Source organism: Nocardia sp. NPDC004718 (genome assembly GCF_053601535.1).
The window spans coordinates 1-21,236 of the sequence record NZ_JBSGCA010000033.1 but is presented as its reverse complement, the minus strand read 5'-3'; the positions used below and the strand labels follow the sequence as shown (position 1 = coordinate 21,236).

Annotated in this window: 19 protein-coding genes; 10 read left to right on the top strand and 9 right to left on the bottom strand. The window is 68.2% G+C overall.

Translation table 11 applies throughout. The annotated features are described in order from the left end of the window. Positions 1-53: 53 nt before the first annotated feature. Complete coding sequence (locus ACWEH3_RS23675) at positions 54-3,215, bottom strand: BTAD domain-containing putative transcriptional regulator (protein WP_450015223.1); 3,162 nt, start codon at positions 3,213-3,215, stop codon at positions 54-56. Positions 3,216-3,671: 456 nt separating this feature from the next. Here ACWEH3_RS23675 and ACWEH3_RS23670 point away from each other — a divergent pair, with 456 nt between their 5' ends. The 3 genes from ACWEH3_RS23670 (at position 3,672) to ACWEH3_RS23660 (ending at position 6,061) form a co-directional block, all read left to right on the top strand. Further along, the gene (locus tag ACWEH3_RS23670) at positions 3,672-3,890 is read left to right on the top strand and encodes a ferredoxin (RefSeq protein WP_450015222.1); all 219 of its coding nucleotides are present in this window, start codon (positions 3,672-3,674) and stop codon (positions 3,888-3,890) included. Further along, positions 3,887-5,113 carry a cytochrome P450 gene (locus ACWEH3_RS23665; protein WP_450015221.1) on the top strand — a complete coding sequence of 409 codons (1,227 nt, stop codon included), beginning with the start codon at positions 3,887-3,889 and terminating at the stop codon, positions 5,111-5,113. Before ACWEH3_RS23670 ends, ACWEH3_RS23665 begins: the two co-directional genes overlap by 4 nt. A 489-nt stretch (positions 5,114-5,602) precedes the next feature. Further along, positions 5,603-6,061, top strand: coding sequence for an SRPBCC family protein (locus ACWEH3_RS23660; RefSeq protein ID WP_450015220.1), 459 nt, complete (start codon positions 5,603-5,605; stop codon positions 6,059-6,061). Between the two features lie 11 nt (positions 6,062-6,072). Here ACWEH3_RS23660 and ACWEH3_RS23655 read toward each other — a convergent pair whose 3' ends face one another. Both ACWEH3_RS23655 and ACWEH3_RS23650 read right to left on the bottom strand, forming a co-directional pair. Beyond that, entirely contained in the window at positions 6,073-7,929 is a 1,857-nt protein-coding gene (locus tag ACWEH3_RS23655; protein ID WP_450015219.1) for a DNA/RNA non-specific endonuclease, read from the bottom strand. 202 nt (positions 7,930-8,131) lie between these two features. After that, on the bottom strand, positions 8,132-8,554 hold the full coding sequence (locus ACWEH3_RS23650; RefSeq protein ID WP_450015218.1) for a MarR family winged helix-turn-helix transcriptional regulator: 423 nt from the start codon (positions 8,552-8,554) through the stop codon (positions 8,132-8,134). An 88-nt stretch (positions 8,555-8,642) separates the two neighbouring features. Here ACWEH3_RS23650 and ACWEH3_RS23645 point away from each other — a divergent pair, with 88 nt between their 5' ends. Beyond that, positions 8,643-9,368, top strand: a complete 726-nt coding sequence (locus tag ACWEH3_RS23645; protein WP_450015217.1) for a glucose 1-dehydrogenase — start codon at positions 8,643-8,645, stop codon at positions 9,366-9,368. A 54-nt stretch (positions 9,369-9,422) separates the two neighbouring features. Here the strand turns inward: ACWEH3_RS23645 and ACWEH3_RS23640 are convergent, their stop codons facing one another. Continuing rightward, positions 9,423-11,294 carry a potassium transporter Kup gene (locus ACWEH3_RS23640; protein WP_450015271.1) on the bottom strand — a complete coding sequence of 624 codons (1,872 nt, stop codon included), beginning with the start codon at positions 11,292-11,294 and terminating at the stop codon, positions 9,423-9,425. Positions 11,295-11,496: 202 nt separating this feature from the next. Continuing rightward, positions 11,497-12,471, bottom strand: a complete 975-nt coding sequence (locus ACWEH3_RS23635) for a GlxA family transcriptional regulator (protein WP_450015216.1) — start codon at positions 12,469-12,471, stop codon at positions 11,497-11,499. 138 nt (positions 12,472-12,609) lie between these two features. Between ACWEH3_RS23635 and ACWEH3_RS23630 the strand changes: the two genes are divergently transcribed. From ACWEH3_RS23630 to ACWEH3_RS23610, 5 genes are all read left to right on the top strand, one after another. Next, positions 12,610-13,035 carry a VOC family protein gene (locus ACWEH3_RS23630; protein WP_450015215.1) on the top strand — a complete coding sequence of 142 codons (426 nt, stop codon included), beginning with the start codon at positions 12,610-12,612 and terminating at the stop codon, positions 13,033-13,035. Between the two features lie 110 nt (positions 13,036-13,145). Next, complete coding sequence (locus tag ACWEH3_RS23625) at positions 13,146-13,628, top strand: DUF4254 domain-containing protein (protein WP_450015214.1); 483 nt, start codon at positions 13,146-13,148, stop codon at positions 13,626-13,628. 237 nt (positions 13,629-13,865) lie between these two features. Continuing rightward, positions 13,866-14,303: an ATP-binding protein gene (locus ACWEH3_RS23620; RefSeq protein WP_450015213.1), complete on the top strand. Its 438-nt coding sequence runs from the start codon at positions 13,866-13,868 to the stop codon at positions 14,301-14,303. Continuing rightward, a complete protein-coding gene (locus ACWEH3_RS23615) occupies positions 14,296-15,105 on the top strand; it encodes an RNA polymerase sigma factor SigF (protein ID WP_450015212.1) in 810 nt (269 codons plus the stop codon). Before ACWEH3_RS23620 ends, ACWEH3_RS23615 begins: the two co-directional genes overlap by 8 nt. Before the next feature lie 150 nt (positions 15,106-15,255). Next, positions 15,256-17,373, top strand: coding sequence for an MMPL family transporter (locus ACWEH3_RS23610; RefSeq protein ID WP_450015211.1), 2,118 nt, complete (start codon positions 15,256-15,258; stop codon positions 17,371-17,373). On the opposite strand, the gene ACWEH3_RS23605 is transcribed toward ACWEH3_RS23610, so the two are convergent. From ACWEH3_RS23605 to ACWEH3_RS23590, 4 genes are all read right to left on the bottom strand, one after another. Next, on the bottom strand, positions 17,334-18,161 hold the full coding sequence (locus ACWEH3_RS23605; RefSeq protein WP_450015210.1) for a sterol desaturase family protein: 828 nt from the start codon (positions 18,159-18,161) through the stop codon (positions 17,334-17,336). The genes ACWEH3_RS23610 and ACWEH3_RS23605 overlap by 40 nt on opposite strands. A 4-nt stretch (positions 18,162-18,165) precedes the next feature. Continuing rightward, positions 18,166-18,879, bottom strand: a complete 714-nt coding sequence (locus ACWEH3_RS23600; RefSeq protein WP_450015209.1) for a FadR/GntR family transcriptional regulator — start codon at positions 18,877-18,879, stop codon at positions 18,166-18,168. A gap of 204 nt (positions 18,880-19,083) precedes the next feature. After that, positions 19,084-19,257, bottom strand: coding sequence for a CsbD family protein (locus tag ACWEH3_RS23595; protein WP_379252935.1), 174 nt, complete (start codon positions 19,255-19,257; stop codon positions 19,084-19,086). A 200-nt stretch (positions 19,258-19,457) separates the two neighbouring features. Continuing rightward, positions 19,458-20,264, bottom strand: coding sequence for a hypothetical protein (locus ACWEH3_RS23590; protein ID WP_450015208.1), 807 nt, complete (start codon positions 20,262-20,264; stop codon positions 19,458-19,460). Between the two features lie 508 nt (positions 20,265-20,772). Between ACWEH3_RS23590 and ACWEH3_RS23585 the strand changes: the two genes are divergently transcribed. Further along, complete coding sequence (locus tag ACWEH3_RS23585) at positions 20,773-21,117, top strand: putative quinol monooxygenase (RefSeq protein ID WP_452358386.1); 345 nt, start codon at positions 20,773-20,775, stop codon at positions 21,115-21,117. Positions 21,118-21,236 lie beyond the last annotated feature (119 nt).

Here is a 21,236-nt window from a genome sequence, read left to right as displayed (position 1 = left end):
GTCCAACAGGTGTGCGACACCACGTCGATGTCGCACACCTGTTTTCGCCCTGTTCAGCGAGCGAGCGCAGTGGCGACCAGTTCACGCCAGCTCGCCTGCGCACCCTCCTTCGTCGCTTCGGTGAACCGCACATCGCCGAGGCGACGTCGTGCTGTCTGCTCGATCCGTTCCACATCCGGTTGGGAACGGTCCGACAGGCCGCGCACCGCGGCACTCGCCGCGAGCAGCCGCACGGCATGCTCATCGTGGTCGGCGCGCTGCGCCAAGTCGGCGATCCCGACGAGCACCTGAGCGATCAGCGGGGCGTACCCCACATCGGACACCGCCTGGAAGGCGGCGTCGTGGTGTTCGCGGGCTTCGTCGAGACCGTCGGCGAGGTAGCCGAGCAGGTTGTGGGTCCGCGCCCTGACGTAGAGTTGCTCGGCATCGCTGCCGAGGAGGGTTGTCGCGAGATCGATCTGCCGGTACGCCTGCTCGGTGTCGTCGCTCCAACGAGCCAGCTCCGCCCTGGTCAGGGCGAGTTCGGCCAGTGCGTTCGGCCAAGCTGAGCGATCCGCGTGCCGCTGCGCCTCCGCCATGGCTGCCGCGCTCGCCTCCGCATCGCCCAGCAGCCAGTACAGCTGAGCCTGCCGCGCCCGCATCAAGAAAACATCCTCGATCGCGCCGACCTCGGTGACCACCGCGATCGCCTGGTCGAGATGCGCGCACGCACCGGCGAACTCACCGCGCATGGCGATTCGATTGGCCAGTTCGGTCAGAGCGAACGAAATTCCCCAGCGTTCGCCGATGGTCCGGAACTCGGCGAGCGCCGTCTCCAGATACTCGTCCGCCTCCCGCCCCTGCTGTCCCAGCGCGATCCGCGCCTTGCCGAGCTGGAGCCGGGCCAGCGCCCGCACCCAAGGGTCGTCATCGGTGAGCAGCGGTTCGAACGCGGGCAGCAACGCGTCCGGCCCCTGCAACATGCGTTCCAGCGCCGCGACGAACGCCAGCAGCGGGTATCGGCCCCGACTGCGTCGGCTGAACAGGTATGCCTTGTGGATCCATTCCTCCACTTGGTGCTCGTCACTCGGCCCGGAACTCATGAAATGCACGACCAGCCCGTACACCCTGGCCCTGATCTCATCGTCCACCTCGCCGGACGTGGCGGCAGCCGCGGTGATCAGCTCCATGCCCTCGGCCTTGTGGCCGCCGAGCCACCAGTACCAGCCCGCGGCCGCCGCCAGCCGCATCGCCCCGGTCGCGTCCCCGGCCGCGAGCGCGCCACGCATCGCGACGGCGATGTTGTCGTGTTCGACCTCGAGCGTGGCGAGCCACTCCAATTGCTCGGCGCGGCGCAGGTGCGGCTCCGCGATGTCGGCGAGTTCGGTGAAGTACGCCAGATGCGCTCGACGCGCCGAATCGGATTCGCCCGACTCCTCGAGCCGGTCCCGGGCGTACTGCTTGATCGTGTCCAGCATCCGGAAGCGCGGCCCGCTGTCCTCCACGGTGCGCAGCAGCGATTTCTCGGTCAGCGCGGTCAGCAGCTCGAGCACCTCCCACCGCTCGACCGCCATGTTCTCCTCGCCCTGGGCTTCGGGCCCCGCGCAGACCTGCTCGGCCGCCTCCAGGCTCGCGCCGCCGGAGAACACCGCGAGCCTGCGCAGCACCACCCGTTCGGAGTCGGTGAGCAGCTCCCAGCTCCAGTCGACCACCGCTCGCAACGTCCGGTGCTGCGGAATCGCGGTGCGGCTGCCGCCGGTCAGCAGGCGGAATCGATCGTCGAGGCGGTGGGCGAGCTGGTCGAGGGACATGGTGCGCAGTCTGGCCGCGGCCAGTTCGATCGCCAGGGGGATGCCGTCGAGGGCCCGGCAGACGCGCGCCATGGTCGACAAGGTGGGAGCATCGGCCGCGAGATCCTGACGCACCGCACCGGCCCTGTCCCGCAACAGCTGCACGGCCGGGGAGGATTCGATCTCGCCGGGATCCGCGTCCTGCGCGGGCAACGCCAACGGCTCGACCTGCCATAACGCCTCGCCCATGATGCCGAGCGGTTCCCGGCTGGTAGCGAGGATCCGCAGCCGCCCGCACTCTCCGAGCAGCCGGTGGGCGAACGCCGCCGCGGACTCGATCACGTGCTCGCAGTTGTCCAGGATCAACAGCGTTTCGCGCTCGCGGATCGCCGCGACGAGCCGGTCCATCGGTTCCGCGTTCGGTGCGCCGCCGAGCAGCGCGTCGCGGAGTCCGAGCGCGGCGAGCGCGGATTGCGCCATGTCGCCACTCGCGCCGACGGACGCCAGTTCCACCAGCCAGGCCCCGTCGGGCAGGTCGTCGAGCATGGTTCGCGCGGTTTCGAGGGCCAACCTGGTCTTGCCCGAGCCACCAGGACCGGTCAACGTCGTGAGCCGATGGTTCGCGATGAGTTCGCGCACAGCGGCGATGTCGGCGTATCTGCCGACGAATTCGGTCAACTCGGCCCGAAGGTTCGTGTTGCGGTGGTTCTCCTCCGTTCGCACTTCGCCGCGCAGGAGCGCCACGTGTAATGCGGAGAGTTCCGGCGAGGGATCGACGCCCAGCGTGTCGGCGAGTGCCTCCCGTGCGCGCTGGTACGCGATCAGCGCCTCGGCGCCACGACCCGCGGCGCCGAGCGCGCGCATCAGCGCGGCGACGAGCCGTTCCCGCACCGGGTGCCGGGCCACCAGCTCGGTCAGCTCGGTGATCAGCTCCGTACCCCGGCCGAGGCGGACCTCCGCTTCGTACCGATCCTCCATGGCGGCGAGGCGCAGCCCCTCCAGCCGGGTGACCACCGCGTCGAAAGCCTCACTGTCCTGTATTCCGACGTCCTGCATCGGCGCACCGCGCCACAGCTCGACGGCCTCGCGCAGGAGCTGGGCCTGTCGCGCGTCGTCACCGCCGCGGGCCTGGTCGAGAAGCCGTTCGAACCGCAAGGCGTCGACGGCGTGGGGTTCCACCGCCAGCCGGTATCCGCCCGCCTGCCCGTCGAGCGCCCCGTCCGGCAGCACCCTGCGCAGCCGGGAGACCAGTGCCTGCAAGGCGTTCGCCGCGTCGGCGGGCGGCTGTTCACCCCAAATCCAGTCGACCAGAGTCGCTTTCGGCACTACGCGACCTGGTTCGAGCGCGAGCGCGATCAACAGCGCCCGCAACCGAGCGCCCGGCACCTCGATCGATCCGCCGTCGTCTAGTCGGATCTCGAGCGGTCCAAGCATCCCGATCTGCACCGGCCCATTCTGCCGTGGACTCTCGGCGGTGAGCCGGGCCGCCCGTCCCCGGGGTGATAACCGCTCCGATGGGGCGACCGACGCCGGTCGGCCGCAGCGTACTGAGATGTCGGCCTGCCGGAGAGCAGGCATCTACGCGATCTGATCGGCTCTACGCGGAGGCGGTGCGCGTCGAGATACCTGCCGGTGCCGTAGGGCCGTTCGCTGCGGGCGCGAACGGCGCGTGCCGGGCGGTGGGTAGTGAAGGCGACCCTTTTCGACCTTGAGCAGGGCGAACGCCGTGTCGGCGGCGTGTCAGGCCGGTATCAGGTCGGTGTCAGCCAGTCCGGCGAGAGTTCTCCTGTGAACAGTTCAGCAATGACAGGGCTATGGAAGGTGTTCCGGACGGCGCTGTGCACCAGTGCACTTGCCCACGGTGTGCGTTCTCTTCCGGTCACCAGGGAAAGGAGGTAGCCGGTGGAACTCGGAGTGGACCGTGAGCGCTGCGTCAGCGCCGGCATGTGCGCACTGACCGCCCCTGGAGTATTCGACCAGGACCCGGAGGACGGCCGGGTGGCGCCGCTGGACCGCACACCCGCGCCCGAGTGGGAGCAGGCCGTCCGCGAGGCGGCCCAGCTGTGCCCGTCCGGCGCGATCACCATCGTTCGACAATCGCCGCGAGAGGAAACCCGATGAGTCAGACGGCCCCCATCCCGCACGGCCTCCCCCTGGAGCGCGACGCGGGACCCTTCGACCCACCCCGCGAGATCACCCGGCTGCGCGAGGCTCGCCCGGTCAGCCCCCTGATCTTCCCCGACGGTCACGAGGGCTGGCTCGTCACCGGCTACGACGCGGTCCGCAGGCTCCTGGCCGACACCCGGTTCAGCTCCCGCCAGGACATCGGCATCGTCCATGTGCCGTACGAGACCCCCGGCATGCCCGTCGCCACCGAACCGTCACCGCAGGTGCCGGGCCTGTTCATCGCCATGGACCCGCCCGACCACACCCGGCTGCGGCGCAAGCTGACCGGCGCGTTCACCGTCAAACGGATGAAGCAGCTCGAGGAGCACATCATCGACATCGCCGAGCGACAATTGGACCGGATGGCGCGGCTGACCCCGCCGGTCGACCTGGTCAAGGAGTTCGCGCTGCCGGTGCCTTCGCTGGTGATCTGCGAGCTGCTCGGTGTGCCCTACGCGGACCGGGAGACCTTCCAGGTCAACTCCGCGAAGTTCTTGGTCAAGGACCAATCGCTCGAGGAGAAGATGGCCGCGTACGGCGCGATGACGACGTACCTGGCCGAACTGGTCACGCACAAGCGCGCCGAACCCGGCGAGGACATACTGTCCGACCTGGCTCGCCACGACGACCTCACCATCGAGGAGCTGACCGGGATCGCCTTCCTGTTGCTGCTCGCGGGCCACGAGACCACCGCGAACATGCTCGCGCTCGGCACCTTCGCGCTGCTGGAGCACCCCGAGCAGCTGGCCGAACTGCGCGCCGACCCGGATCTGCTTCCCGACGCCGTCGAGGAACTCATGCGCTACCTGTCGGTCGCCGACATCTTCTATCGCTACGCCACCGACGACATCGAACTCGGCGGTGAAACGATCGGCAAGGGTTCGACCGTCGTCGTCTCGCTGCTGGCCGCCAACCACGACTCCCAGCGCTTCGACAATCCCGACACCCTGGACCTGCACCGCAAGGCACGCGGCCATCTGTCCTTCGGCCACGGCGTCCATCAATGCCTCGGCCAGCAACTGGCCCGCATCGAGATGCGCGCCGGTTTCGCCGGACTGCTGCGCCGCTTCCCGACGCTCGAGCTCGCCATCCCCGCCGGTGCGGTGAAACTCCGGACCGACATGAATATCTACGGCGTCCACGAACTGCCGGTCACCTGGACGGAGACGGCACGGTAGAACTGTCGGCCGAGCGCGTGGGAACGCGCGTGCACGGCCTGCCCGACAGCCCTGGCCGTCTCGGTTGCCGGCCAGGGCGGGCATGCCCATGACGAGTCGGATCGTTGTGGCCAGGCGCGCAGCGTATTTCCGGCGTCGTCCTCGTCACCGGCGGCGGGGTGGTTCGAGCCCATGCGAAAGAACACGAAGAGGCCGTGCGGGCCGCGACGGACCGGTGGCATGAATACCGCTCACGGACAGAATGAACACCCTCGCCACGGTTGGATCGGCTTATCGCACACGAACACTGCGGGGAAACTCTTGCGATCCTACTTTTATACTCGTCGGTAACAATTGGAATCGCGAATAGCCAACGGGTAGCTGGCGACTTATTTTTGGCTCTGACATCGCGCTTTGCGTGGAAATGATGGTTGCGAGTCGAACGCGTATTGACGGATGGGAAGCGGCACGGGCAGAATCGGCCGGGTTGATCCCGGGGGTGGAGGAGTTATGCGCGTAAAAACCGACATCCATTTCACCGTCGGCGTCGATCCCACCCGGGTGTTCGATGCGGTCGCCGCGATCGAAATGCTTCCCGAATGGTCGACGCATTCGGATGCGCGCGTGGCCACCCGCGATGAATCCGGTCGTCCACAGCGGGTCTACGTCACCGCGGAGACTCCGCTCGGCAGGTCCGATCTCCAGGTGCTGGAATACGACTGGACCGCGGAGCGAGTGTCGTGGCAGGTCGTGGACAGCTGTGTCGGCGTCGGCGGCGGTGGCTGGTTCGAAGTCGCCGAGGACGGCGCGGGATCGCAGGTCTGGTATCACACCGAGCTGCAATCCTCGCTCTTGCTGCCCGGACTACTCCTCAAGCGCAGTGTTCGGCGGGAGGCCGAGACCGTAGTGCAGAACTTCATCGAATTCGCCGAGGGATATACCGCGCCCCCGAAATCACGCGCCGTATAGGTCGCTCCGCTTCACCATTGGATGTCCGCGACCGAGTTCAAGGGAGCGGCCACTTCCTCCGGCGCCAGTTGCAGATCCGCGTCCCGCAGTGCCTGGGGGAAGTGGAAGCGGGCTCGCTGCTCGATCTCGGTCAGCGGCACCTGGAAGACGCGGAACTCGTCGAGATCGAGCACTTCCAGCTGGTCCAGGTTCTGGCTCAGCAGGAAGCCGCGGGCCTTCAGTTCGCCGTTCTCCCGGAAGGCGATGACCTTCCAGAACTCGCGCGGAATCCTGACCTGCCGGAATTCCTGGTCGTCGTCGGTGAAGACCGGGCCGCCGAACGCGCTGACCTTGAGGTCGTCGACGGTGACGTCGGCGAAGACGGCGTCCTCGAGCCGCCCCCAGATCCCGTCGCGCATGCTCTGGTTGAAGTCGTCCATCTGCGGGGTGATGTTGGTGTAGAAGAACGAATCCTCGTTGGCCTTCTTGGCTTCGGGCAGGCTGCCCCACAGCAGGTCCGCGCGGCGGGCGAGATGGCCGCGATCGAGCCGGTTGTCGCGGTACAACTCGTTGCCGACCTGGGCGTCCGCGTCGAGCCGCGCATCCTTGACGAAGTCGATCTTCTTCCGCGACAGCTTCTTGATCGAGCCGCCGTCGATGTTCCAGGCCACCCAGATGGCGAAGCGGCGCGAGCGGCGCATCGCGAGGGAGAAATGCGTGTAGTGCAAGACATCGGCGCCGTCCAGGGCGGTCGCCACGTCGGGGCGGACCTCGGCGTCCACCTCGGGGACCGGAATCGGCGACGCGAGGAAATTCGGGTCGTATCCGGCGACGGCCGCGGCTTCCTCCGCGGCCGGCGGGGTCAAGGTGATGCCGAGCTTCTCGAACACCGATTGCGGCAGGCAGGCCAGCGCGTGCTCGTCGGTGTTCGCGCCCATCTCGCCGGCGAAATGCAATCCGGCCAGCACGGTGCTGGTCTTGCCGTCGGGGAGCTTGAACATCCACGCCGATCCGGAGTCGCCGCCGCTGCTGATCTCGCCGTCGACCGCGGGATGGTCCGGGTCGGGCCCGATCTCGAAGCCGCCGATGCTTCTCGCGCCCACGCCGTGATAGTCGATCTCGGCGACCACGTCGACGCGCCGCACCATGCCGTGGGTGACCTGGGTGGTCCGGCCGCTCTTGATCACCTTGTCGCCGAGCTCGGGTTCGCCGAGGCGGTCAGGGACGACGTCCAGGCCGATGATCGCGGCGCTGAACCGCCGGTTCTCGATGTCGGCGACGGCGCAGTCGCCCGCCGTGCCGAGATGGGATCGGATCAGCTTCCCGAGCCGGTTGCGGTCGACCCGGTTGTCGTCACGCGGGCCCGGCTGCACGACGTCGTCGCCGAGCCTGCCCGCCGCGGTGTTCAGGACGTGCCAATTGCTCAGCACATACGGCGTTCCGTCGTCCCGGTCGTAGACGACGCAACCGATCGTCCCCGCCGTGGTGCTCGGGTGGGCAACGCTGATTCCCGGCACGATCGGGTCGAGGCGCGACTTCCGCTCGGGCGCGGCCGCTTCGGTGACCAGCCGGAAGGCCGGCTCGAACGTGCGTTGCAGCACGTCGGTCGGTACCTCGATCCCGTCGACGGTGACGGTCTCCGGAATCGCCGACGTGCCAAGCGCTTCCAGCGCCTCCGGTTCGGACACCTTCTCGTGCACGGTGAACTGCACCGCGATCTCGCCGGTCGATTTTCCGTCGACTTGCTTGTGGCCGATGCCGATCGAGGAGATATTGGGATCTTCGAGGAAGTTCTCTCCCTTGCTGCGGATGAATTTGCGCAGGGCGGCGAGAAGATCGTCGTTTCCGGTGTGCGTCCGGCGGGCTGGTGAATTCTTTTTGGCAGGCATGGTGACTCCGTGATCGAGGTGAGCGTGGCGTCGACGGCGTTGTCGCACCAGCTATCGCCATTCTCTGGTCACAGTCGTGCCCGCACACGAGTAGCGAACTACTCGAACGCTGGGTGCCGCAATGCTGCGCAAAAGTTAGTTCGCATAACCAAAACAGTAGGTATGGCCTATGCGTGCTGTCGGTTTCAGCGACGTTGGATTTTCACCGATGTTCGGCCAAGGCTGTCGCCGTCGCGGTCACGAGGCCGATCAATCGAGTTCGGTCGATGCCGGGAAGCCTGCGGGCCAGCTCGTGCTCCAGCTCCGCGCGGAACTTGTGCCGCACCGCCGAGCCCTGTTCGGTGGCAACGGCGCGAGTCACGCGGCGGTCTCCCGGGTCGGTCTCCCGGACGAGCAGCCCTCGCCGCTCCAGCCGGTCGACCATGCCGGTCACATTGGTCTTGTCGCAACCGAGCATCGCGGCCAGCTCGCCGAAGGACGGCGGCCGGTCGGCGCCGAGCAGGCACAGCAATTCGGCTTGCTGACTCGTCAGTTCGAGGCGTCGCGCGATCGAGGTGTAGAGGGCGCTGATCTCGCGGTGCAGCCGTGCGAAGGCGGGCGCGAGCCCCTGATCGTCGGTCGGCATGGGGAAAGTCTAGGCCATGGACAGTTGACACCCTCGCTGATTTAGTTGATGATCTGGACTATCGCTATGGTCATCAATGGGAGGTGAGATGCCGGTCGCGATCGTCACCGGAGGATCCCGCGGCATCGGTCGCGCCATCGCGGAGCGTCTGGGCACGCGGGGAGCTTCCGTCGTCGTCAACTACCAATCGAACCGGCCGGCCGCCGAACAGGTGGTGGCCGCCATCGAGTGCTCCGGTGGGCAGGCGTGGGCGGTGCGGGCCGACGTCGCCGACCCGGCGGGCCCGCGCAGGTTGTTCGACGCCGCCGAGGAGCGTTTCGGCGGCGTGGACGTCTTCGTGAACAACGCGGGCGTCGCGCGTTTCGGCTCGATAGCCGAGGCCACCGACGAGGACTTCGAGCTGATGTTCGCGGTCAACACCAAGGCGACGTTCGTTGCCCTGCGTGAGGCCGCGAAGCGGTTGCGCGACAACGGCCGCATCGTCGTCGTGTCCTCCGGCGCGACACTGACCAACCGGCCGGGCTCGGGTGTCTACGGCGCCAGTAAGGCCGCAGTAGAGCAGCTGGTTCGGGTGCTGGCCAGGGAACTCGGCCCGCGCGGCATCACGGCCAACAGCGTGCTGCCCGGTGCGGTGCGCACCGACGCACTCGCCGCGTCAGGGGCGATCGGGGCGAATCAGCGGATCCGCCAATCGGTTCCGCTCGGCCGCATGGGCGAGCCCGACGACATTGCGGATGTGGTCGGCTTTCTGGCGTCGGAGGAGGCTCGCTGGATCACCGGGGCGAGCGTGCCCGTCGGTGGGGGAGCGTTCTGACCGCGAGCGCACTGGGACGGAGACGGTGCCGAGACGGAATCAGGGTATGCGCGCCTAGATCTCGATGTGAGCGCCCATGATCACCGTGCGCTCGCGGGGTAGGCCGAACTGCTCGGCGGCGTCGGCGGTGATGTAGGAGGTGGCGATGAACAGCCGCTTGCGCCACTGGGCCATCGTCGGCTCGGTGCCGGGGCGCAGCTCGATCTTCGACAGGAAGTAGGACGCACGGTCCAGCTGCAACGGTCCCTCGGTGACAGCGGGGTCGAGCAATGCCAGCGCGCCGGGCACGTTTTGCGACTCCATGTAGCCGAACCGGGCGCAAACGTGGATGATGCCGTCTTCGGCGTAGCCGAGGGAATCGACGCTGATCCGTTCGTCCGCCGGAACCCGCGGCACGGGTTCGGTCTCGATCGACATGATCACGACGTGCGCGTGGCGCACGTGGTTGTGTTCGGCGTTTGCCCGCAAGGCCAGCGGCGCGGTTCGTTTGCCTCGGTTGAGGAAGACGGCCGTGCCGGGGACCTCGAGTACCGGCGGGTCGCCCGCGTGCAAGTGGTCGACGAACTCGCGCAGCGACCCCTCCCGCCGTTCGCGTTCGGCGGTGACGATGTCGCGCCCGCGTTGCCAGGTGGTCATGATGGTGAACGCGGTGAGACCGATCAGCAGCGGCAGCCACGCGCCGTGCACGAGCTTGGTCAGGTTGGCCGCGACGAACAGCAGGTCCACCGACAGTAGGGGGACGGCGCCCACGGCCAGCAGCCACAGCGGGATGTGCCAGCGGGCGCGGGCGACGTAGAAGAACAACAGCGTGGTGATGGTGATCGTGCCGGTCACCGCCATGCCGAACGCGTAGGCCAGCGCCGCCGAGCTGCGGAAGGCGAACACCAGGGTGAGCACCGAGACCATCAGCAGCCAGTTGATCCACGGCACGTAGATCTGGCCGACCGTCGCCTCCGAGGTATGCGCGATGCGCAGCCGGGGCAGGTACCCGAGCCGGGCGGCCTGGGATGCCACCGAATACGCGCCGGTGATCACCGCCTGCGACGCGATCACCGTCGCCGCGGTGGCCAACAGCACCAGCGGCAGGCGGCCCCATGCGGGCATGAGCAGGAAGAACGGGCTGCTGACGTGGCCGGGATCGCCGAGGATCAGCGCGCCTTGGCCGAAATAGCTGAGGATGCACGCCGGGAACACCAGAAACAGCCAGCCACGGGTGATCGCCCGGCGACCGAAATGACCCATGTCGGCGTACAGCGCCTCGGCTCCCGTCACCGCGAGGACGATCGCGGCCAAGGCGAAGAAGGCGGTGCCGAAATGACCGAACAGGAAGCCCAGCGCGTAGGTCGGTGACAGGGCTCGAAGAATCTGCGGATGATCGGCGATGCCCGCCACCCCGCACGCACCGATGACCGCGAACCAGGCGATCATCACCGGCCCGAACACCCGGCCCACGGCCGAGGTGCCCCGGCGCTGCACCAGGAACAGCGTCACGATGATGACCGCGGTGATCGGTACGACGAAATCCGCCAGCGACGGTTGCACGACCTCGATTCCCTCGACGGCGGACAGCACGGAGATCGCCGGAGTGATCATGCTGTCGCCGAAGAACAGCGAAGCGCCGAAGATGCCCAGCGCCGCCAGTACCGCGGTCTGCCGTCGGCCGTGCTGCGAGCCCCACCGCCGCAGCTGCGTGATCAGCGCCATGATGCCGCCCTCGCCGTCGTTGTCGGCGCGCAGGGCCAGCAGGATGTAGGTGACGGTGACGACGATGGTGACCGACCAGAAGATCAGCGAGACCACGCCGTACACGTTGTCCACGCTCACCGGCACCGGATGTGGGTCGGCAGGGTTGAACACCGTCTGGATGGTGTAGATCGGACTGGTGCCGATGTCGCCGAACACCACGCCGAGTGCGGCGACCACCACGCCGAGCCGCGCGGTGTCGTGTGCGCTCGTCGCGGCGGGCGCGGGGGGTCGCTCCTCGTCGGATGTGGTCGTGTGCTGCCGATCGATCACCGAGTCCTCCTCGCGCGGGCTGTCCGGCCGCCGGTGCGGACAATACCGTTCCCGGAGTTCGGCCGTCGGGCAGTAGCCGCCGCATGACCTCCGGCGTCGTGCCAACCGCGGCTCAATACGACACGCGCGTCATGCGGATCTCGGAGATCGACATGCCCCGGCGGCGGCGGAACAATCCGCGCAGTGTTCCGGCGTTGAGATAACCCACCTTGGCGGCCACCGCGTCCACCGTGAGCGAAGTGGTGCGCAGCAGTTGCACGGCGCGTTCCAGGCGGATGTCGTGCACGAATTCCGTGGGGGGCATGCCCAGTTCGGCGTGGGTGGCCCGCTGCAGGCTGCGTTCGGTGACGCCGATGGCGCGAGCGGCCTGGGATATCCGGAAATTCTCGCCGAGGTGCGCGCGGACCCAGCGTTCGAAGGCGGCGGTGACGGAATCGCCGCGGGCGATGATCTCGGGAACGATGAACTCGCGTTGCGGTCGTCCCGCGCCCACCGCCAGGTAGCGCATGGCGCGTTCGGCCAGCGCCGGGCTCTTGCTCGCGATCAGCGACAGCGCCAGGTCCATGTGCGAGAGCGCGGCGCCCGCTGTGGTGACGCGTCGACCGCGACACAGCGTGCGCCCCTCGTCGAGTTCCACGTGTGGGTAGCGGCGGCGGAAGCTGGGGCCGAGCCACCACCTCGTGGTCGCGGGGGAGCCGTCCAGCACGCCCGCCTCGGCCAGGAAGAACGTTCCGGTGCAGGCGCCGGCGAGGTGAGCGCCCCGATCGCGGGCCGCGACCAGCCGGTCGAGCACCGGACGGCTGGCGGGTGCGGAAACCAGGTCGATCAGCGCCGCGGCCTCCAGGACGTGCACGGCGGGCACGATCATCAGATCGAACCCGTCGCCGAGCTCGTCGAGCGGGATCGTCGGCACGGTGTGGCCGTTGCCCGACCGCACCGTGGCGCCGAACGACGCGCTGTGCACCCGCCATGCCTGCGGCGGGTCGGGCAGCTCGGTGCGCACGGCGTTGGCGGTGTTGAAGGTTTCCAGTAGGGCGGCGTATCCGAAATCGGCTACGCCGTCCACCACGAAGACGACGACGTCCATGTCGGAAACGGTACCGAAGATGTCGTTTGCGACACTCGGCTCCGCCGGGATTCTGTCCTACCGTCATCGCGAGACGGCTCGCCGCCGAGCGAACCGGGGAGCCGATCGACCCGCCGTACCTCGTTTGGGAGCGTGACCATGATCGAAACGACCGGGACGCATCACATCCGGTTGACCGTGACCGACATCGCCCGGTCGCGTGCCTTCTACCGAGATGTACTCGGTTTCCCCATCGCCGCCGAATCGCCGGGCAGCCCGGACGATCCGGAGGTGCGCGTCGACCCGATGCGACTGTTCGGCGGGGTGGTGTTCCAGGCCAACGGCATGTTGCTCGGCCTGCGTCCGGTCGCCGATCCGGCGGACCGATTCGATTCCGAACGTGTGGGTTTGGACCATCTCAGCTTCACCGTCCCGGCGCGGGACGATCTGGCGGCCGCGGCCGCTCGCCTGGCCGATGCGGGCATCGAACACGGGGAGATCACCGAGATGGCCGATTTCGGCATCGCGATCCTGTCGTTCTCCGATCCCGACGGCATCCATCTCGAACTCACTGCGCCCCTGTGAGTTTGCGTCCGCCCGCAGCGGGCATGCCCGATCGGGAATGAACGCTGTCCTGATGAAGGCTTGGCCGACCGGCCGTACGAGCGGTGCGGTCGTGCCGGGGAGGTAGGCCGATGCTGGTCCAGCGTGCGCGACCGCGGAAGCTGTCCGAGGATTCGGCGCTGCCGAGTCCGAGCGCACTGCTGTGCGCGCTGGGCGGCCAGCACGTGCAGGGCCCGGTGAGCCGGTGGGCGCGCGAGCTGACCGAACTACACCGGCGGCGCCGGGAGGACGCACGGGAGGCGGTCGAGACGCGGCGGCGGCGCGCCGAGTTGGTCGAACGGATCGACACCTGGGCGGCGCTGCACCTGCCGTGCGCCGACCCCGCGGTGCGGGTGCACCACGAGAGCCTGGGCGAGATGATCGACCGGATGGCCGCCGTCGCGGAAGACGCGTTCCATCTGCTGATGCACGACGATCCTGGAGGCGAGCGCATGCACGCGGCATGGACCCGGCTGGCCGAACTGGAGATCGCCTACGCCGATCTGGTGCGCGCGATCGGGGACGGCCGTCGGCGTCTTCCGTCCGGACGAACCGGCGCTTCGGGGGCCCGGTGATGCCGGGGTGGCCTACCGGCGGCCGATCGAGTGGCCGAGTCGGTCGCATCGGACGAACGCGCTGGTCATCGGCGTCGGCAGCCGTTGTGGGGAGTGCGCGCGTCCGCGTCGCGGCGCCTCGCGATCAGCCGTCCCCGGACGAAGACGCGCGCGCCGAGCCGTGGCCGATCGAGCTCACTACGGGAGAGGGCGTAGGCTTGGCGCTCCGACGGACGGCGCAACTTCTGGGAGCGGTGCATGAGCAAGGGTGAGGGGACTCCTCCCGCTACGACGCGGACCGGCACGATCAGCGTGCGGGTGCCCGCGGTGTCCGAACAGCTCGCGATGTTGCGTGCTTTGGCCGAGACCGTCGTGCTCATGGCCGATTTCGGCATCGACGAGGTGACCGACATCCGGCTGGCCCTCGACGAGGTGGCCAGCGCCCTGGTGCTGGACGCGGTGGACGGGGCGGAGCTGGAGTGCGCGTTCGGCTTCGAGGACGACGCGGTGGAGGTGCGCGTCTCCACCGTCACGGTGTCGGACGCCAGCCCGGACGAGTCCGGCTTCGGCTGGCACATCGTGGCGACGCTCACGGATTCGGTCTCGGCCACCCGAGGCGCACACGATTCCGCTGCGGGCGGCTACCCGACTGTCGTCGACTTCCGTTGGGTGCGCGGCGGCTCGAATAATGAGTAGCGAGTCGAATCAGGTCGCTTCCAAGCGCAAATCGCGGGGAGACACCTACGACAATATCGAGCCGCTCTTCGCCGAACTGGCCGCGCTGGCCCCGGACGATCCACGCCGGGAAGCCGTGCGCACCGAGCTGATCGAACGTTGCCTGCCGCTGGCCGAACACATCGCCCGCAAGTTCAGCGGCCGCGGCGAGAGCTTCGAGGACCTGTTGCAGATCGCTCGGGTGGGTATGCTCGCCGCCGTCGACCGCTTCGATCCGGGGCACGGCGCGACCTTCCTGTCGTTCGCGGTGCCGACGATCATGGGTGAAGTGCGCAGGCATTTCCGCGACTACGCCTGGTCGGTGCGGGTTCCGCGGCGGCTCAAGGAGATCCAGTCCACCATCGGCCCGACGGTGGAGATCCTGTCGCAGCGGCTGGGCCGGATGCCGCGGGCGCGGGAGATCGCCGAGGAACTGGGCGCGGACCTGAACGAGGTGACCCAGGCGCTCATCGCCCGCAACGCCTACCAGACCTCCTCGATCGACGCCGCCTCGGACACCGACGACTCCGAGTCCGGCGGTCCCTCGCTGCTGGACTCGCTCGGCGCCGAAGACCCGGACTTCGGCACCGTGGAGAACTACCTGGCGGTCAAGCCGCTGCTGGCGGCGCTGCCGGAACGCGAGAAGCAGGTGCTGGTGATGCGCTTCTTCGACTCGATGTCCCAGGAGCAGATCGCCCAGCGCATCGGGTGTTCGCAGATGCAGGTCTCACGGATTCTGTCGAAGACCTTGAAATCGCTGCGCGAGCAGGCGCTGCGGGACTGACACGCCCCGACGGAGGCGTTCACTCGCCGGTCAGCTCGTCGTGATGCTCGCGCATCGCGTGGACGACGGCGACCAGCACGCGGTGCGCGGCGCGCAGATCCGCGTCGGGCAGTTCGGCCATCGCGGCTCAGTTTCTGAGAGAGTTGCGGCGTGAGCGCTTGGGATCGCTATGCGTCGGTGGTGACCGCCCGGACCTCGTGGGTGCTGCTCGTGGTGCTCGCCGCGGCGTCGATCGGCCTGATCGGCGCGGTGGGCGAGAACGAGTCCGCCGGGCAGGCGCCCACGGCGCTACCGGCCTCCGCCGAATCGGCGCGAGTCGAACAGGCGCTCGAGGAGTTCCCGGACGCGGGGTCGGCCGCCGCGATCATCGTGGTCACGCGCGCCGATGACGGAGAGTTGACCGAGGACGACCGCAACGCCACCGTGGCGGCGGTGGCCCGCGCGTCGGGACGGGCACCCGGTCCGAGCGACCTGCTCTCCGCGCCGGACGGGAAAGCGGCGATCGGGCAAGTGCCCGTGGACGCCGACCTGAGCGGATTCCCACTGACCGACCGGATCGGGGAAATCCGTGCCGTCGCGCGGGACGGCCTGCCCGACGGACTCGTCCTGCAGGTCACCGGCGGTCCGGCGTTCGGCGCCGACATCGCCGACTCGTTCTCCGGCGCCAACGTCACCCTGCTGGCGGTGACCGCGATGGTCGTCGCCGTGCTGCTGATCGCGACGTACCGCTCCCCGGTGCTGTGGCTGGTGCCGCTCGCGGTGGTCGGCGCGGCCGATCGGGTGGCCACCGGCGCCGGAACCGCGCTGGCGCGTGTGACCGCCCTGACCTTCGACGGCTCGACCTCCGGTGTCACGAGTGTGCTGGTGTTCGGTGCGGGCACCAACTACGCGCTGCTGCTGGTGTCGCGTTATCGGGACGAACTGCATCGGGAAGCCGACCACCGCACGGCATTGCGACACGCGGTGCGGCGCGCCGGGCCCGCGATCCTGGCCAGCAACGTCACGGTGGTCGCCGCCCTGCTCGTGCTGGTGCTCGCGTCCGTGCCGAGCACACGCAGTCTCGGTGTGATGGCCGCGCTGGGATTGCTGGTCGCGGTGGTGTTCGTCCTGATCGCGCTGCCCGCCGCGCTCGCGTTGTGCGGACGCAACGTGTTCTGGCCGTTCGTGCCGGAGGCCGACGATCGCGATACGGCGAACGAGGGAGTTTGGCACGCGGTCGCCGCGTGGGTGGTGCGCAGGCCCGCGGTGGTCGCCGGAACCGCGCTCGTCGTGCTGGCCATCTGTGCGACCGGATTGCTGTCGACGCGGGTGGGCCTGTCGCAGACCGAGCAGTTCCGGGTTCGCGCGGAGTCGGTGGAGGGATTCGACGCCCTCGCTCGGCATTTCCCCTCCGGCGCTTCCGATCCCGCGATCGTCCTCGCGCGCAGCGACGCGGTGGTGGAGATCGACGCGGCGTTCCACCGCACGGAGGGCGTGGTGATGACCTGGCAGACCGGCACCTCGCCGACCGGGCTGACCCGGTGGGCCGTGGTGATCGACGCGCCGCCGTCTTCCGCACGTGCCTTCGACACGATCGAGGCGCTGCGCGCGTCGGTGGCCCAGGTGCCGGGTGCCGACGCGCTCGTCGGCGGCACCGATGCCCAGGCGCTGGACGTCCAGACGGCCGCGAGCCGCGACCGCAAGCTGATCATTCCGCTGATCCTGATCGTGGTGCTGGTGGTGCTGCTGGTGCTGCTGCGCGCGGTGCCTGCCGCGCTGCTGCTCGTCGCGGTCACGGTGTTGAGCGCGCTGGCGGCGCTCGGGCTGGGCAGCTGGATGAGCGAGCACGTGTTCGGGTTCCCGGCGCTGGACATCAGCGTGCCGCTGTTCGCGTTCCTGTTCCTGGTCGCGCTCGGCGTCGACTACACGATCTTCTTGGTGACCAGGGCCCGCGAGGAGACTCCAGGGCACGGCACCACGCATGGCATGGTGCGGGCGGTGTCGGTGACCGGCGCGGTGATCACCAGTGCGGGCATCGTGCTCGCGGCGGTGTTCTGCGTGCTCGGCGTACTCCCGCTGATCACCCTGACTCAGGTCGGCATCGTGGTGGGCCTCGGCATCCTGCTGGACACGTTCGTCGTGCGCACGGTGGTGATCCCCGCGCTGTTCAGCCTGATCGGGCGGAAGATCTGGTGGCCGAGCGAGCTGCGGCTCGTCGAGGAGGAGGGCGGCGGGCGCGGCGGCACGGATCAGTCGGCGGGCGCCCAGCCCGGGCCGCGGAACAAGTAGCCGCCGCGGGCGCGCCACGAGGGCGCGCTACGCAGGTCCCGCCAGATCGAGGCGAACTCGTGGGTGGCGACCTTCGCCGGATTGAACGTCTCGATGTTCTTGGTCAGCCCGTAGCGGACGCGTTCGTCCTCCGGCTCGAAGGTGCCGAACAGCCGATCCCAGATGATCAGGATGCCGCCGTAATTCTTGTCCAGGTAGCGATCGTTGGAGCCGTGGTGAACCCGGTGATGGGACGGGGTGTTGAACACGAATTCCACGGGACGCCACAGCGTCGCGAACCGCTCGGTGTGGATGAAGAACTGGTAGACGAGGCTGACCGACTGTTGCAGCAGGATCATCCAGGTTGGGAAACCGGCCAGCGCCAGCGGCAACCAATAGGGCAGCGAGCTGAACGGAGTCCACGGCTGGCGCAGCGCGGTGGAGAGGTTGTAGAACTCGCTGGAGTGGTGCACCACGTGGCTGGCCCAGAACACGCGCACCGTGTGGTGCGTGCGGTGATACCAGTAGTAGGCGATCTCGTCGGCGAAGAACAGCGCGACCCAGGTCAGCGGGTGGTCCGCCGGGAGATGGAACGGGGCGGCCAGGTACGCCGCGGCGTACACCGCGACGACCGCGAGTTTCCAGCCGAGGTTCACCACCACATTGCCCAGCCCCATGAGCACGCTGGTGCGCGCGTCGCGGAACTGGTAGCCGAGATGGTCGTCGTCGGGCAGCAGGTGGAAGGAGGCCGCTTCGAGCGCCAGGCAGAGCACGAAAACCGGTATGGCGTGGGCGATCAGGTCGAACAACGGGTCAATCTTTCGGTGCTGCTTGGGCGTCCACCAGGCGGGTGAGCAGGGCGTAAGCGGTGTCGTAGGCCGCGGACGAATCGCGGCGGGCAATGTGTTCCGCGAGCGCGCGATGGGCGCCCGGATCGATGTATTCCTTGTTCAGGCCTAGTTCGGCGACGATTTCCATACCTATCCCGAAATAGCCGGAGACCAGGGTGTTCAACGCCAGCCGGTAGGCGAGATTGCCGGAGCCGTCCAGGATCGCCACCCAGAACGCCAGATCGGCATCGACCACGGCGCCGAACGGCGCGGTGGCGTCCGGGTAGGCCGCGGCGGCGCGTTGCACGATCGCCAGTTGATGGGCGTCGGCGTGCTCGGCGCACAAGCGGGCGGCGTCGGCGGCGACCGAACGCCGCATCACCGCGATGTCGTGCAGGATCCGTGTGGCCGGTACCGCCCCGGAGCGAGTCAGCGCGGTCAGAATGTCCAGGCCCGCGTGCGAGCGCCAGTCGAGAACCCGGGTCTTGCCGCCCGGCGTGACGCGGACCAGCCCGCTCTGCTGTACGCGCTTGAGCGCTTCGCGCACGGCGTGGCGGTTCACCTGGAACATTTCGGCCAGCTCGCGCTCGGAGGGGAGCGCCGCCTCGGGGGCGAGCCGGCCGCTCAGGATCGCGTCGATGATCTGACCGAAGACCACATCGGAGACGGCGGTGCGGGCGACCGCGGCGAATTCCATGCCCCGAGTGTCGCGCACTGAGGTCAACAGGTCAACTGGTTGGACCAGTTGCTTCGAAAGAGAGACGGATGACCGCTCGCTGCGGCCATCCGCCTACGCCATACCTAGCTATGCTTTCGCAACGCCGTGCGGGTGGTTTTCCCGCGTTCTGTCCGGCCGCGCGCCGCCCGGGACGGACTGCGTCCGGCAGCGCACAAGCGGCGGTCAGTGCCGGAAGGCGTCTTTGACCTTCTCGCCCGCGTCCTTCAGGTCGGACTTGATCTGGTCGGTGCGACCTTCGTCGCGCTTCCCCCGGTCACCCTTGGCCTCGCCCAGCTTTTCCTTGGCCTGACCAGCGATTTTATCGGTCTTGTTCTTCGCCTTGTCGACTGTGCTCATGTCACAACCTCCTTTTGAAGCGACCGGCCGGCCATCTTCAGCCGGTCTTCTTCGCAGTAGCCCGTAATCGGGCGGCCAAACATCGGCCATTCCTGTAAAAGCGGAAGACCCGGCGGAAAACCGGGTCTTCGCGGAAATCGTGCGTATTCGAAATCGCCGCCGAATCCGCATACTGCGTGCGGTCTCCGGCGCGCCGGAAATTATGCGGCCGGAACCGTGGGCGGCGTCAGAAGGCCTTGCAGCACACCGACACCCGCGCCGAGGGCCGCACCGACGGCGATGGCGGGGGAGGCGACGAATCCATAACCGATGGCGGCGCCGAAGGCCATGACGGCCACCGTCCCGGTCGGAAACATCGGCAGGCCCGCGATGGCGCCGCAGATGGCGCCGATGACCGCTCCGATCGAGGCGACCGGCGCGGCCACCATGCTGCCCGCCGAGGCGCCGATGGCGGTGGAGCCGATCAGGTCGGCGGCGATGCGGTCGGAACGCGACGGATCGAAGCCCGCCGAATCCAGGGTCTGCGCGATGCCTGCTTCCGGGCCCGCGATCGCGTCGTTGAACATCTTGCCCTGCTCGGGAGTCATGAAATCCGGGCGGCCGACCACCACCGAACCCACGCGCAGCGTGCCGGGCGGCGCCTCGATCGGCGCGACCGCGGGAGCCGGGGCGGCGGGGTTGGGCAGGTGCAGTCGCTGCGGCTCGATCGGCGCGAGCAGGTTCGGATCCGGCATCGGCCGGTTGACGCTCAGGTCGTTGCGGCCCGCGGAAACCGGAGGTGCGGCCGGAAGAGCCTCGGGGTCCGCGGGATCGGCCACCGGGATGACGCCAAGGCCGGGACCCGGGGCGAACGGAACCTGGACGGAGATCTCCGGCAGCGGGTTCGCGGTGGCGGTCGCGGCGGCGCCGACCAAGGACAACGGGATGGCGCCCGCGACTACCAGAGTGGCGGCGCGGCGGAAGAACGGGTGTGCTGGAGTTTCGATTTCGGGTACTGCTATGCCCATGGACTTACCCACCTCATTCTGAAGAGGACATGTACCTACCCTTCTAGTTCGGTCCAGAAAGCCATACGGATGCGCGGCAGTTCAATTTATTTTCGATTGTGGTGAAACGCGCCGCTGCCAATCGAATCCGCGTGAGAGCGTCGAATAGCCTTGCCGCCGTGGTCAACCGATCGCGACTGCGCTGCTGCTGGGTTTCTTCAACCGAAATCAGGGAAACCACCCTCGAAACGGGGCTTTGCCCCGCTGTCCGGGTTCCGAGCCACGCAGCGGCCTGATCAAGAGCCCATCCGATCCCCGTCGTGTGGGGGCTTTCGAAGTGGTCGGCGAACTGGTCAGCACGACACTCCGCGACGGCTACCTCACCTCGGAGCGGATGTAACTCCTCGCGGCCGAGTTCCGCAAAGCAGCCCAGGCATCCGACAAAGCGGTCGAAGCGCCCCGCAGTGACATCGACACGCGGGTATCGAGCACGTCGAACCAGTCTGGCTGCTGGTCCTGGGCATGTACGGTGGCCGTGTACCAGTGCCGAGGAGGAGCTATGTTCGCGCTCGTTGTGAGGTTCGAACTTCAGGACGCCGAGAAGGCGGCCGAGTTCGACGAACTGGTCGCTGAAACCGTCCATGCCATCACCGAACTGGAACCCGGAACTTTGGTCTACGCCACTCACGCTGTTGAGAACGAACCGCTGTCACGAGTGTTCTACGAGGTGTACCGCGACCGCGACGCGTTCGATACGCACGAGCGGCAGCCGCACACGAAGCACTTCCTGGGTCAGCGTGAGAAGTACATCGCGTCGTTTCGGGTGGAATTCCTGGCCCCTGCCGATGCGAAGGGACTGCCTGCGGCAGACTGACCGGATCACAGGCGCGCAGCGATCCCGCACCATACGGCGAAGCCGTGGACGGTGTCGACGCTGCGTGCTTCCGCACGAGCCAGCGCCCGCACTGTCTCGTGCACCATTGGATTCCAGCG

Excerpts from the sequence above, each read along its gene's own strand:
- ACWEH3_RS23665 (WP_450015221.1), top strand. The coding sequence starts at position 3,887 with ATGAGTCAGACGGCCCCCATCCCGCACGGCCTCCCCCTGGAGCGCGAC.
- ACWEH3_RS23650 (WP_450015218.1), bottom strand. The coding sequence starts at position 8,554 with ATGCCGACCGACGATCAGGGGCTCGCGCCCGCCTTCGCACGGCTGCAC.
- ACWEH3_RS23615 (WP_450015212.1), top strand. The coding sequence starts at position 14,296 with ATGAGTAGCGAGTCGAATCAGGTCGCTTCCAAGCGCAAATCGCGGGGA.
- ACWEH3_RS23620 (WP_450015213.1), top strand. The coding sequence starts at position 13,866 with ATGAGCAAGGGTGAGGGGACTCCTCCCGCTACGACGCGGACCGGCACG.
- ACWEH3_RS23655 (WP_450015219.1), bottom strand. The coding sequence starts at position 7,929 with ATGCCTGCCAAAAAGAATTCACCAGCCCGCCGGACGCACACCGGAAAC.
- ACWEH3_RS23625 (WP_450015214.1), top strand. The coding sequence starts at position 13,146 with ATGCTGGTCCAGCGTGCGCGACCGCGGAAGCTGTCCGAGGATTCGGCG.
- ACWEH3_RS23590 (WP_450015208.1), bottom strand. The coding sequence starts at position 20,264 with ATGGGCATAGCAGTACCCGAAATCGAAACTCCAGCACACCCGTTCTTC.
- ACWEH3_RS23645 (WP_450015217.1), top strand. The coding sequence starts at position 8,643 with ATGCCGGTCGCGATCGTCACCGGAGGATCCCGCGGCATCGGTCGCGCC.
- ACWEH3_RS23595 (WP_379252935.1), bottom strand. The coding sequence starts at position 19,257 with ATGAGCACAGTCGACAAGGCGAAGAACAAGACCGATAAAATCGCTGGT.
- ACWEH3_RS23660 (WP_450015220.1), top strand. The coding sequence starts at position 5,603 with ATGCGCGTAAAAACCGACATCCATTTCACCGTCGGCGTCGATCCCACC.
- ACWEH3_RS23630 (WP_450015215.1), top strand. The coding sequence starts at position 12,610 with ATGATCGAAACGACCGGGACGCATCACATCCGGTTGACCGTGACCGAC.
- ACWEH3_RS23635 (WP_450015216.1), bottom strand. The coding sequence starts at position 12,471 with ATGGACGTCGTCGTCTTCGTGGTGGACGGCGTAGCCGATTTCGGATAC.
- ACWEH3_RS23600 (WP_450015209.1), bottom strand. The coding sequence starts at position 18,879 with ATGGAATTCGCCGCGGTCGCCCGCACCGCCGTCTCCGATGTGGTCTTC.